This window comes from Ruegeria sp. HU-ET01832 (genome assembly GCF_040371315.1).
GTDB lineage: Bacteria > Pseudomonadota > Alphaproteobacteria > Rhodobacterales > Rhodobacteraceae > Ruegeria > Ruegeria lacuscaerulensis_A.
Genome location: NZ_BAABWL010000002.1, coordinates 864209 through 876051, shown reverse-complemented (window position 1 = coordinate 876051; position 11843 = coordinate 864209). Strand labels below are relative to the sequence as shown.

Below are 11843 nucleotides of genomic sequence, written 5' to 3'. Positions count from 1 at the left end.
CAGACGAACAAGGACCTCAGATGCCATTGACGAAATCCTGGGTGAACTCAGCAAATGATGCCAGTCACCCCTTTCCGCTGAACAACTTACCGTATGGCGTTTTCGCGACAGAAGGTGCCGAGCCGCGCTGTGGCGTTGCAATCGGGGACATGATTTTCGACATCACCAGCGCCGAGGCCGAAGGTCTGATTAACCTGATTGACGAACCCCTGTTCGACCTGCCCTTCTGGAACCCATTGATGGAGCAAGGACCCGCCGTCTGGGCTGCCCTTCGCGCGCGCCTGACCAGCCTTTTGGCCGAGGGATCAGAAGAGCAAGACAGGGTTGAGCCTCTGCTTGTGGCGCAGAGCGACACCGTATTGCATATGCCCTTCGCGGTCAGTGAGTACACAGACTTCTATGCAGGTCGTCACCACGCGCAAAATGTCGGCACCATGTTCCGCGGGTCAGAGAATGCCCTGCCCCCCAATTGGCTGCACATTCCGATCGGCTATAATGGCCGCGCCTCTTCTGTCGTTGTGTCAGGGACAGATATTCGCCGTCCTTGGGGCCAGCTGAAATCGCCCGATCACGACCGTCCCGCCTTTCTGCCCAGCCGCCGCTTTGACATTGAGCTTGAGATGGGTGCCATCGTAGGCACACCATCGAACGGTCCGATCTCGGTCCAAGAGGCGGACGATATCATCTTTGGTTATGTTCTGCTCAACGATTGGTCCGCGCGCGATATCCAGGCGTGGGAATACCAGCCGCTCGGACCGTTTCAGGCCAAAGCCACAGCAACGTCGATCAGCCCGTGGATCGTGACCAAGGCAGCGCTTGAGCCCTTTCGCTGTGACACACCCGCGCGCGAGCATGAGCTGTTAGATCACCTCAAGGATTGCGGCCCAATGTTGTACGACATCGACCTTTCCATCACGATGGCTCCGTCCGGAAAACCAGCAAGCACCATCGCCCGCACAAACTACCGTGAGATGTATTACTCTGCCGCGCAGCAACTGGCGCACCACACGACGTCGGGTTGCCCAATGAATACTGGTGATTTGCTGGGCTCAGGCACCATCTCGGGGCCAACGAAACCTGAACGCGGCTCGTTACTAGAACTCAGCTGGGGCGGGAAGGAACCGCTGACGCTGGACACGGGCGAGACCCGCAGCTTTATCGAAGACGGCGACACCATGACCGTGACCGGCGCGGCAAAAGGCGACGGTTATACGATCGGCTTTGGCGATTGCGTGGGAACAGTATTGCCCGCACTAGAAAACCCATTCGCACGATAAGGAACCCAACATGGCCAAAGCATTCGCGTCCCAGGGGGACATGTCCGAGAAGAAGACCTCATTTACCGAAATCGGTGACGGGCTCTATGCGTTCACCGCCGAAGGCGACCCGAATTCCGGCGTGATTATCGGCGATGACAGCGTCATGATCATCGAGGCCCAAGCGACACCGCGTTTGGCACAAAAAGTCATCGACTGCGTCCGCTCGGTCACTGACAAGCCAATCACCCACGTTGCGCTAACCCACTATCACGCCGTGCGTGTGCTGGGCGCCAGCGCGTATGGAGCAAAGCAGATCCTGATGTCGGACATGGCCCGCGCGATGGTCGTGGAGCGCGGGCAGGAGGATTGGGATAGCGAATTCCAACGCTTCCCCCGCCTGTTTGAAGGGCACGAGAGCATTCCTGGCCTCACATGGCCCACCACCACCTTCAGCGATACGATGACGGTCTATCTGGGTGATCGTCGGGTTGACCTGATGCATCTGGGCCGCGCTCATACGGCGGGTGATATCGTCATTCATGTACCCGATCAGAACGTTATGTTCACCGGCGACATCGTCGAATACCGCTCGGCCTGCTACTGCGGCGATGGGCATTTCGGTGATTGGGGTGATACCTTGGATGCAATCAGCCTGTTCGATGTCGACGCCATCGCTCCGGGACGCGGAGACGCCCTGATCGGTAAGGAGATGGTGAATGCAGCTATCGAGAGCACCCGCGATTTCGTCGACAGCACATACCGTCCTGCCGCAAGAGTCGCGGCACGTGGTGGTTCTTTGAAAGAAGCATGGGACGCCGTGCGCGCCGAATGTGACCCGAAATTCGCGGATTACGCGATCTATGAACACTGCCTGCCTTTCAACGTAGCCCGCGCCTATGACGAGGCGCGCGGTATTGACACGCCACGCATCTGGACCGCCCAACGCGATCTGGACATGTGGGAGGCCCTGCAAGACTAAGGACAAACCGTCGCATTTGATCCAGATCGTTTTTCGTCGGCGTATTCGATGGAACCATTCCCATAGGGCTCTGGCTTGGCCTCGTCAGAGGCAAGCAGTTGCGTCAACGCATCGGGGAGAGAAACCATGAACAAGATCTTCGAAACACCGCTCTACGCTTATGAGCGCGGCCCGGATCAGGACACTGCGACACCTGTACGCCACAGGGTCATCGTTGTTGGTGCCGGTCCGGTCGGCCTGACCGCAGCCATCGACCTGGCCCAGCAAGGTGTTGGGGTCGTTGTTCTGGACGACAACGACAAGGTCAGCTTTGGCAGCCGCGCGATCTGTTTTTCGCAACGCACGTTGGATATCGCCGACCGGTTGGGGTGCGGCAATCCGATGGCCGAAACCGGGGTGCAATGGGAGGCGGGCAAGGTCTTTTTCGACAACCGCAAAGTCTATGAGTTCGACTTGCTGCCCGAAAAAGGCTTTGCCAACCCCGCCTTCGTGAACCTGCAACAATATCATCTTGAGAAAATTCTGGTCGACCGTGTCCGCGCTTTGCAGGCCGAAGGTGCACCGATCGAAATTCGCGGCCGCAACAAGGTCGAGGCGATCGGCACCCATGACGACCACGTCAAGCTTGAAGTCGAAACGCCAGAAGGCCCCTATAACGTCGAAGCCGACTGGCTGATTGCGTGCGATGGCGCGCATTCTCCGACCCGACGGATGCTGGGGCTGGATTTCGACGGGCGGATATTCGAAGACAACTTCCTGATCGCCGATGTGGTGATGGAGGCCGATTTCCCGTCCGAGCGCTGGTTCTGGTTCGACCCGCCCTTCAACAGGGGCCAGTCCGCCCTATTGCACAAACAGCCTAACAGTGTCTGGCGCATTGACCTGCAACTGGGATGGGACATCGACAAAGAGCGCGAGAAACGCCCCGAAAACGTCATCCCTCGCCTTAAGGCGATGCTGGGCGAGGATGTGGAGTTCGAACTCGAATGGGTCTCGATCTACACATTCCAGTGCCGCCGAATGGAGAGGTTCCGCCATGGACGTGTCCTCTTTGCCGGGGACAGCGCCCATCAGGTCAGCCCGTTCGGCGCGCGCGGGGCGAATTCGGGCATTCAGGACACCGACAACTTGTGCTGGAAGCTGAAACTGGTGATCGACGGGAAAGCACCTGAACTGCTGCTGGATAGTTATAGCCGCGAGCGCGTTCAGGCAGCAGATGAGAACATCACTATGTCGACCCGCTCGACCGATTTTATCACGCCCAAATCCGAAATGTCCCGTTTGCTGCGCGACGCGGTACTGGACCTGAGCGAGCATTACGAATTCGCACGCCCTCTGGTAAATTCCGGACGTCTTAGCGCGCCCTGCACGTACAAGGGATCATCGCTCAGTTCGGCGGACGCATTGAATGGCCCAGATATCACATGCCCGGGCTCGGCCTGTCCGGACGCGCCTTTGGGCGACGAATTCCTGCTGCCGAAACTGGCCGGAAAATTTACGCTGCTGACGATAGACGCCGAAGCGCCTGAGCGCCTCGAAGAAGGCGGTATCGAAGCCACGCGCTTGGCATTGTCCGTGAAGGATGACCTGACGCTGGAGTTAAAGCGTCGCTATTTGGGGGATGCGGACAGCGCCGTCTATTTGATCCGCCCCGACCAGCATGTGGCCGTCCGGCGGGACACTTTCGAAGAAAACGCGTTTCGGCAGGCGATGCGCCGTGCCACTGGAAAGGAGTAAGTGGGATGGCTGACTTGATCCTCACACCGAATTTCGACAATGCGGACGACTTTTATGCCAACCTGCTGGCCCTGCATGACGGGCTGGACAAGACAGACAGCGACGCGCTCAACGCACGACTGGTTCTGGTGCTGGCCAACCATATCGGTGACGCTGACGTCTTGTCTCAGGCTTTGAAAACGGCAGAATTACCTGACGACCAAAACTGACAGGAGGTAAGGATGAGCGTCATACTGTATGACTTCTGGCGCTCTTCAGCCAGTTACCGCGTGCGCATCGCGCTGAATTTGGCTGGGGTCGCCTATCGCGCGGTTTCTATCGATCTGGCCAGTGGTGACCAAAAGTCTGACACGCATCTGGCACGTAATCCGCAAGGGTTGGTTCCCGTGCTTGAGATTGACGGCCTGCGGCTGACTCAATCGCTGGCGATCATAGATTATCTGGACAACACGCGGGGGCTGGGTCTGTTGCCCGCTGAACCCGCAGCCCGCGCACAGTCATTGGCCCTGGCACAATCCATCGCGGTGGATCTGCACCCGGTCTGCAACCTTTCGGTTGCGCGCCACGCTACCTCGCTGAGCCACGATGCCGACAATATGCCCGGCGACTGGATGCGCCATTTCATCCGCCCCGGCCTTTTGGCGTTCGAAACCCTTTTGGGCGATTTTGAACAATCCCCCTACTGCACAGGCGCACAGCCCGGTTTGGCCGATCTGTGTCTGATCCCTCAGCTATACAACGCACGTCGCTGGCAGGTCGATCTGACCGGGCTACCCCGTATCCTGAGTGTCGACGCTGCCTGCGCAGACCTGCCCGCTTTTGCACAGGCGCACCCGGACCGGCACGCGCCTGACTGACCGCACAGGGTCTGTGTGCGCACGTTAGTAGGAAATAGAACCGCGGTGGCATAAAGTCTTCTCAGCAAGAATGGAGGCCCCTATGCCCGAGATCACCGGCTATCACGCCCATGTCTATTTCGATGCTGATACTCAAACAATCGCGCAACAGCTTTGCCAAGAAGCAGGTCGCTCGTTCCCTGTTGAGATAGGTCGGATGCACGCCAAAAATGTCGGCCCGCATCCGCGTTGGAGTTGCCAATTGGCATTTGCCCCGGACGCCTTCGATCAGGTCATTCCATGGCTGATGCTGAACCGGCAAGGATTGACCATCTTTACGCATCCCGAAACCGGCCAGCATCTTGAGGACCACCGGGATCGCGCCATCTGGATGGGCGAGATGCTGAAGCTGGACCTGTCGATCTTTGAACGAATGGGTGCTTAGCCCAGCGCTTTAGCCTGATCCCGCAGCTTGAACTTTTGAACCTTGCCGGTCGACGTCTTGGGCAGCGGCCCGAACACCACCGTCTTGGGCGCTTTGAAATGGGCCATGTGATCGCGACAGAATGCAATGATGTCTGCGTCACTCGTCTGCGCGCCGGGCTTGAGTTCGACAAATGCACAGGGCGTCTCGCCCCATTTATCATCGGGCCGGGCGACCACGGCAGCCTCCATCACGGCGGGGTGTTTATACAGGATATCTTCCACTTCGACCGATGAAATGTTCTCGCCCCCCGAGATGATGATGTCTTTGGACCGGTCTTTGAGCGCAATGTAGCCATCGGGGTGCATCACCCCCAGATCGCCCGAGGCGAACCATCCGCCGTTGAACGCCTTGTCGGTCGCATCTGGGTTCTTGAGATACCCCTTCATCACCACATTGCCCTGCATGAATATCTCGCCCATGGTCTCGCCATCGGCAGGCACGGGGGCCAGCGTTTCAGGGTCGGCTACCATCAGCCCGGACAAAGCCGTGTACCGCACACCCTGCCGTACCTTCAACGCAGCGCGTTCGTCCGCGCCCCTGCTGTTCCACTCGTCTTTCCAGGCGCAGACAACCGAAGGGCCGTATGTCTCAGTCAGCCCATAGACATGGGTGACCTCGATCCCCATCCCTTCCATATTCGCGATAACTGCCGCAGGTGGCGGAGCACCAGCGGTCATCACTTTGATCTGGTGGTCGAAATCCTTGAGGTGATCCGGCGCATTTGCCAGCATGTTCAGAACGATCGGCGCGCCGCAGAAATGCGTGACCTTTTCGTCGCGGAAAGCGGCATAGATCGGCTCGTCCCGCACAGCGCGCAAGCAGACCGAAACCCCCGCATTCGCCGCCATCGCCCATGGGAAACACCAACCGTTGCAGTGAAACATTGGCAAGGTCCACAGATAGACCGAGTGTTTGGGCATATCCCAATCCAACAGATCAGACTGCGCGTTCAGCATCGCACCCCGGTGATGGTACACAACACCCTTGGGATTGCCCGTTGTACCCGACGTATAGTTCAGGGTGATTGCGTCCCATTCGTCATCTGGCAAAGACCACGCGAACTCTGGGTCGCCTTCAGCCAGCAGCGCGTCATAGGTCAGCGCCCCAAGCTTTTCACCGCCCTCAAAGCTGTCATCTTCTATGTCGATCACTAGTACGTCGTGATCGACCTGTTTCAACGCCTCTTTGACGACGCCCGAGAATTCTGGGTCAACCAGCAGGGCCTTGGACTCTGCGTGATTCAGGATAAACGCGATGATCGGTGCATCCAGTCGCGTGTTGATGGCGTTCAGCACCGCCCCGGACATTGGGACACCGAAATGCGCCTCGTACATTTCGGGGATGTTAGCGGCGATGATCGAGACGGTGTCGCCCTTGCCGATCCCGCGCGCGGCCAAAGCGCCAGCCATTCGGCGAGACCGGGTATATGTCTCGGCCCATGTGTACCGGCGCGCGCCGTAAACTACGGACGGATAGACGGGATAAATCTGCGCAGTCCGCTCTATAAAACTTAGCGGCGACAAGGGCGTATAATTTGCCCGGTTCCTGTCCAGGTGACGCTCATAAATATTGGCTTCGGTCATCAGCTACCCCTCCCTTATTGCACGGGACTTGATCACAATCCCGCAGGCAAGACAAATTCGTAGAAATACGCGCACAGTCATGGACTGGCGATACGCGATGATGCAATCTGGCCCTATCTACGGATGGCCATTCGCGGTGATCTGAGCCATCAAGAACACACAGGCCGGGACCCAGCTCCCGCACCTTGCGCACCCATACTTTGTGAAAGGACATGTCATGGACGGCACGTTCAACGAAAACGATCTTTCCCGCGTGGTCGAAGCCGACCGCGCCCATATCTGGCACCACCTGATCCAGCACAAACCCTTTGAAACCAATGATCCGCGCATCATTGTCGAAGGCAAAGGCATGCGCGTTTGGGACCAGAACGGCAAGGAACATCTGGATGCCGTATCCGGCGGGGTCTGGACGGTCAACGTGGGCTATGGCCGCGAATCGATCTGCAAGGCGGTCTACGACCAGCTGATGAAGCTGTGTTACTTCGCCAACTCGGCCGGGTCGATTCCGGGCTCGATCTTTGCGGAAAAGCTGATCAGCAAGATGCCGGGGATGAGCCGCGTTTACTACATGAACTCAGGCTCTGAGGCGAATGAGAAAGCCTTTAAGATGGTCCGCCAGATCGCCCACAAGAAATACGGCGGCAAGAAGACCAAGATTCTTTACCGCGATCGCGACTACCACGGCTCGACCCTCGCGGCGATGTCGGCGGGTGGTCAGGATGAGCGTAACGCGCAATACGGCCCCTTCGCGCCGGATTTTGTGCGCGTGCCGCACTGCATGGAATACCGCAAGCACGAGCTGGACGGCGCCCCCGAAGAGAATTTCGGCGAATGGGCTGCTGATCAGATCGAAGAGGTCATCGTCCGCGAAGGCCCCGATACTGTCGGCGCACTGTGCCTCGAACCCGTGACCGCTGGCGGTGGTGTGATTGAGGCCCCCGAAGGCTATTGGCAGCGCGTGCAGGAGATTTGCGACAAGTACGACATCCTGCTGCATATCGACGAAGTTGTCTGCGGTGTTGGCCGCACCGGCACATGGTTTGGTTATCAGCAATATGGTGTGAAGCCTGACTTTGTGACCATGGCCAAGGGCGTCGCCTCGGGTTACGCCGCCATCGCTTGCATGGTCACCACCGAGGAAATCTTTGACATGTTCAAAGACAATGCAGACGACCCGATGAACTATTTCCGCGACATCTCTACCTTCGGCGGCTGCACTGCAGGCCCGGCGGCGGCGATCGAGAACATGCGGATCATCGAAGATGAAAACCTGCTGCAAAACTGCACCGACATGGGCGCGCGCATGATGGGTAACCTGCAAGAGCTGATGGAAAAGCACAAAGTCATCGGCGACGTGCGCGGCAAGGGCCTGTTCCTTGGCGCAGAACTGGTTGCGGATCGTTCCACCCGCGAGCCGGTGGACGAAAAGATGGCACAAGCAATTGTGGCCGACTGCATGGCGCAGGGCGTAATCATCGGTGTGACCAATCGCTCGGTCCCGGGCAAGAACAACACGCTGTGCTTCTCACCCGCGCTGATTGCCACTCCGGACGATATTGACCAAATCACCGACGCGGTGGACGGTGCGCTCGGGCGTGTGTTTGGGTAGACTACTAGTTGATTACAGCGCAGAAACCGGTGCCCATGGCGCCGGTTTTTTTGGTCGTAACGAGAGACAACGAACTAACTACAGCTCTACTGCTCCGTTGCTATAGCTTACGGCCGCTGACGACGAAATGAGTTAGAGAAAAGAAAAACTTTCCTTGCATAGCCAAGGCTCTCTGTTCATCTGCCCAGGCGGCCGCTTCCTCATCAGGCAAAAGCTGCTTGGACTTAGTGAACCTTTCCATCAGGACAATCAACATATTGGCCAGCCCATCTGGCCGGAGTTGAGTATCGCAAACGGTAACGGGAGCTACTCCCTCCACTTCAAAACCAGCATCCGTCAGGATTGGAGGCAAAAGAGCAGGCACTCCTCTCTCAACAAAATGCTCATCCCATGCCCTTACCATTCGCGCCATCCGAGCAGGATCTTCACTGAACCATATCAAACTGTCGAAATGGATATCGCCTATGACGAGCAACCCCCCTGGTTTTAAGCACCGATAGGCTTCGCCCACCGCGGCCGGAATATCGTCCAGGTACTCATACACCTGCACTGATACGGCCTTATCAACCGAGGCGTCTTTGACGGGAAGGCGTCCGGCTTCGCCTTCAACGATCTTGACCCAATCATAAGTTTGACATCTATTTTCGGCCGAATGCCGCATAGCGTCACTAGGATCAATTCCTATGACATGGCCGGTTCCACCAACTGCCCGAGCTAGCTCTGCCGTTAATAGGCCGTTGCCGCATCCTATGTCCGCTATTGTATCACCGGGGGAAGGCTTTAGCGCATCAAAGGAACCGCGACGTCGACGCGTTACGTCGGCGCCTTCATAGACACTATCCAAAAGACGGGTTGTCTCCTCATCAAACTCAAGCATGTCGCCGACCCCGAAGAAATTAGTTTAACCAGTGGTTCGACATCTAACATTTCCTGACAAATAAGTCTGCCGGCAGAGCAAAGCCAACTTTCAGACAACCGCCGAACAAAAAAGCCGCCCCGAATGGGACGGCCTTTCATTCACTGTCTCTGTATCAGAGGATCAGGCAGCCAGAGCGGCCTGAGCTTTGGCGACGATCGCGCCGAACGCTTCCGGTTCGTGCACGGCCAGGTCGGCCAGAACTTTGCGGTCCACTTCGATACCGGCCAGGTTCAGGCCGTTGATGAAGCGGGAATAGGTCAGAGCCTCGTCATGCGAACGGACAGCAGCGTTGATACGCTGGATCCACAGCGCGCGGAAGTTGCGCTTGCGGTTCTTGCGGTCGCGGGTTGCATACTGGTTGGCCTTGTCGACGGCCTGACGGGCAACCTTGAAGGTGCTCTTGCGGCGGCCATAGTAACCTTTGGCGGCCTTGATAACCTTCTTGTGACGGGCGTGAGTTACGGTTCCACCTTTAACGCGGGACATGTTGGTATCTCCTCTTAGCGGTCGTAGGGCATGTAGCCCTTGACGATCTTGGCGTCGGGGGCGGACAGGGTGGTGTTGCCACGGGCGTCGCGGATGAACTTTTTGGTCCGCTTGATCATGCCGTGCCGTTTGCCGGCCTGGCCAGCAAGGACCTTACCGGTCGCAGTCACCTTAAAGCGCTTCTTGGCGCTCGACTTGGTCTTCATCTTAGGCATTTCCGTCTCCTTCCAGGGTTCGGTTTCAGACGCGACTCGGCATGCCATCTCGGCCGGTCACGCAACAGATGCGCCGTTTACGCAAGTTCGATCATACTGGCAAGGGGGTTTGGACCAGAATCTGCGGATTCTGCAACTGGTCAGGCACCGGGGCGGCGCAGACCGCCCCGGTGAAATGATTTAGTGGCCAAATTTGCGGATTTCGCCGCTTTTCAGCCGGGCCGCATAGCTCGCCAGCTCTTCGCGCACGACCTTCATCAGGAAATACAGCGCAAAGACGTTCACAACCGCCATGGCAAAGATCGCCGCGTCCGAGAAATCGATGACCGGACCAAGGTTGGCCGCCGCACCGATCACCACGAACACACAGAAGATAATCTTGAAGATCAGCTCTTTGGTATGACCCTCGCCAAACAGGTAGGTCCAGGCCTTGAGGCCGTAATAGGACCAGCTGATCATGGTCGAGAAGGCGAACAGAACCACCGCGATGGCCAACACGAACGGGAACCAGCCAAAGGCGCTGCCAAAGGCCGCCGAGGTCAGGCTGACGCCCGAATTGCCGTCAACGGTTGCGATACCGTTGCCCGCTTCGTTCAGCACGTACAGGCCAGTTGCCGGATCAACGATCAGCTGTTGGGTGATGATGATTACCAGCGCTGTCATGGTACAGATCACGACCGTGTCGATAAACGGCTCCAACAGGGACACGAACCCTTCGGTGATCGGCTCGCTGGTTTTCACCGCCGAGTGCGCGATCGCAGCCGAGCCCACGCCCGCTTCGTTCGAGAATGCCGCACGACGGAAGCCCTGAATCAGCGCACCGACCATACCGCCAGCAACGCCGAGGCCGGTGAAGGCGCCTGCGAAAATCTGACCAAAGGCCCACCCGATCTGATCCGCATGCATGATGATAATGACCAGAGCGGCCAGAACATACATGACACCCATAAACGGCACGACTTTTTCGGTCACACGCGCAATGGACTTCAGGCCACCCACGATCACAGCGAATACGATACCCGCAAAGACCAAACCGGTGATCCAACCGGGATAATCTCCGACGATGCCCGCGATCTGCTGGTGCGCCTGGTTGGCCTGGAACATGTTGCCCCCGCCCAGCGCGCCAAGGATACAGAAGATCGAAAACAGAACCGCCAGAATCTTGCCACCCGGCAGGCCTAGTTCAGCAAAGCCCTTGGACATGTAATACATCGGGCCACCGGACACGGTGCCGTCGTCGTATTCATTTCGGTATTTCACGCCCAGCGTACATTCTGTGAATTTCGAGGCCATGCCCAGAAGGCCCGCCATGATCATCCAGAAAGTAGCGCCCGGCCCGCCGATCCCGATGGCCACTGCCACACCGGCAATGTTGCCCAGACCGACCGTACCCGAAAGCGCAGTCGCCAGCGCCTGAAAGTGGCTGACTTCGCCGGCGTCATTCGGGTCGGAATAATCGCCTTTGACTAGGCTGATCGCGTGCCCGAAGAAACGGAACTGCACAAAGGCGAAATACACTGAAAAGACCGTCGCGGCGACAACCAGCCACCCCACGATCCATGGGAAGCCAGTGCCGGGAAACGGCGCGAAGATAAAGCTGACGAACGGGCCGGTAAAATCGGCAAAAGCCTGATTGATCTTGTCGTCCAGACCGGCTGCCTCTTGCGCCATCGCAGGGCTGGCACCCAGCATCGCGGCGGCGGCCAGCGCCGTTTTCTGATAAATATTCATTT

Annotated in this window: 12 protein-coding genes; 7 read left to right on the top strand and 5 right to left on the bottom strand. The window is 57.8% G+C overall.

The features are described 5' to 3' along the window. Positions 1-20: 20 nt before the first annotated feature. The 6 genes from fahA (at position 21) to ABWV79_RS09530 (ending at position 5256) form a co-directional block, all read left to right on the top strand. Complete coding sequence (fahA, locus tag ABWV79_RS09555; protein WP_353391599.1) at positions 21-1277, top strand: fumarylacetoacetase; 1257 nt, start codon at positions 21-23, stop codon at positions 1275-1277. Positions 1278-1287: 10 nt separating this feature from the next. Then, a complete protein-coding gene (locus tag ABWV79_RS09550; protein ID WP_353391597.1) occupies positions 1288-2238 on the top strand; it encodes an MBL fold metallo-hydrolase in 951 nt (316 codons plus the stop codon). A gap of 126 nt (positions 2239-2364) precedes the next feature. Further along, positions 2365-3975, top strand: coding sequence for an FAD-dependent oxidoreductase (locus ABWV79_RS09545; RefSeq protein WP_353391596.1), 1611 nt, complete (start codon positions 2365-2367; stop codon positions 3973-3975). A gap of 5 nt (positions 3976-3980) precedes the next feature. Next, a complete protein-coding gene (locus ABWV79_RS09540) occupies positions 3981-4184 on the top strand; it encodes a DUF2783 domain-containing protein (RefSeq protein WP_353391594.1) in 204 nt (67 codons plus the stop codon). A gap of 12 nt (positions 4185-4196) precedes the next feature. Continuing rightward, positions 4197-4832, top strand: a complete 636-nt coding sequence (gene maiA / locus ABWV79_RS09535; protein ID WP_353391593.1) for a maleylacetoacetate isomerase — start codon at positions 4197-4199, stop codon at positions 4830-4832. A gap of 82 nt (positions 4833-4914) precedes the next feature. Beyond that, positions 4915-5256, top strand: a complete 342-nt coding sequence (locus ABWV79_RS09530) for a DOPA 4,5-dioxygenase family protein (protein ID WP_353391591.1) — start codon at positions 4915-4917, stop codon at positions 5254-5256. Here ABWV79_RS09530 and ABWV79_RS09525 read toward each other — a convergent pair. Beyond that, on the bottom strand, positions 5253-6881 hold the full coding sequence (locus ABWV79_RS09525; protein WP_353391589.1) for an acyl-CoA synthetase: 1629 nt from the start codon (positions 6879-6881) through the stop codon (positions 5253-5255). The two genes, ABWV79_RS09530 and ABWV79_RS09525, sit on opposite strands and share 4 nt — an antisense overlap. A 217-nt stretch (positions 6882-7098) precedes the next feature. On the opposite strand from ABWV79_RS09525, the gene ABWV79_RS09520 reads away from it, so the two are divergent. Beyond that, a complete protein-coding gene (locus tag ABWV79_RS09520; RefSeq protein WP_353391588.1) occupies positions 7099-8490 on the top strand; it encodes an aminotransferase family protein in 1392 nt (463 codons plus the stop codon). A gap of 100 nt (positions 8491-8590) precedes the next feature. Here ABWV79_RS09520 and ABWV79_RS09515 read toward each other — a convergent pair whose 3' ends face one another. The 4 genes from ABWV79_RS09515 to ABWV79_RS09500 form a co-directional block, all read right to left on the bottom strand. Then, positions 8591-9367 carry a methyltransferase domain-containing protein gene (locus tag ABWV79_RS09515; protein ID WP_353391586.1) on the bottom strand — a complete coding sequence of 259 codons (777 nt, stop codon included), beginning with the start codon at positions 9365-9367 and terminating at the stop codon, positions 8591-8593. A gap of 162 nt (positions 9368-9529) precedes the next feature. Next, positions 9530-9895, bottom strand: a complete 366-nt coding sequence (gene rplT, locus ABWV79_RS09510; protein WP_008756009.1) for a 50S ribosomal protein L20 — start codon at positions 9893-9895, stop codon at positions 9530-9532. Positions 9896-9909: 14 nt separating this feature from the next. Further along, the gene (gene rpmI, locus ABWV79_RS09505; protein WP_010443552.1) at positions 9910-10110 is read right to left on the bottom strand and encodes a 50S ribosomal protein L35; all 201 of its coding nucleotides are present in this window, start codon (positions 10108-10110) and stop codon (positions 9910-9912) included. Between the two features lie 180 nt (positions 10111-10290). Beyond that, positions 10291-11841 (bottom strand): alanine/glycine:cation symporter family protein, encoded by a 1551-nt coding sequence (locus ABWV79_RS09500; protein WP_170356082.1) that lies wholly within the window; start codon positions 11839-11841, stop codon positions 10291-10293. Between the last annotated feature and the right edge of the window lie 2 nt (positions 11842-11843).

Excerpts from the sequence above, each read along its gene's own strand:
- ABWV79_RS09520 (WP_353391588.1), top strand. The coding sequence starts at position 7,099 with ATGGACGGCACGTTCAACGAAAACGATCTTTCCCGCGTGGTCGAAGCC.
- ABWV79_RS09515 (WP_353391586.1), bottom strand. The coding sequence starts at position 9,367 with ATGCTTGAGTTTGATGAGGAGACAACCCGTCTTTTGGATAGTGTCTAT.
- ABWV79_RS09500 (WP_170356082.1), bottom strand. The coding sequence starts at position 11,841 with ATGAATATTTATCAGAAAACGGCGCTGGCCGCCGCCGCGATGCTGGGT.
- ABWV79_RS09545 (WP_353391596.1), top strand. The coding sequence starts at position 2,365 with ATGAACAAGATCTTCGAAACACCGCTCTACGCTTATGAGCGCGGCCCG.
- ABWV79_RS09525 (WP_353391589.1), bottom strand. The coding sequence starts at position 6,881 with ATGACCGAAGCCAATATTTATGAGCGTCACCTGGACAGGAACCGGGCA.
- ABWV79_RS09540 (WP_353391594.1), top strand. The coding sequence starts at position 3,981 with ATGGCTGACTTGATCCTCACACCGAATTTCGACAATGCGGACGACTTT.
- ABWV79_RS09530 (WP_353391591.1), top strand. The coding sequence starts at position 4,915 with ATGCCCGAGATCACCGGCTATCACGCCCATGTCTATTTCGATGCTGAT.
- fahA (WP_353391599.1), top strand. The coding sequence starts at position 21 with ATGCCATTGACGAAATCCTGGGTGAACTCAGCAAATGATGCCAGTCAC.
- ABWV79_RS09550 (WP_353391597.1), top strand. The coding sequence starts at position 1,288 with ATGGCCAAAGCATTCGCGTCCCAGGGGGACATGTCCGAGAAGAAGACC.
- rpmI (WP_010443552.1), bottom strand. The coding sequence starts at position 10,110 with ATGCCTAAGATGAAGACCAAGTCGAGCGCCAAGAAGCGCTTTAAGGTG.
- rplT (WP_008756009.1), bottom strand. The coding sequence starts at position 9,895 with ATGTCCCGCGTTAAAGGTGGAACCGTAACTCACGCCCGTCACAAGAAG.
- maiA (WP_353391593.1), top strand. The coding sequence starts at position 4,197 with ATGAGCGTCATACTGTATGACTTCTGGCGCTCTTCAGCCAGTTACCGC.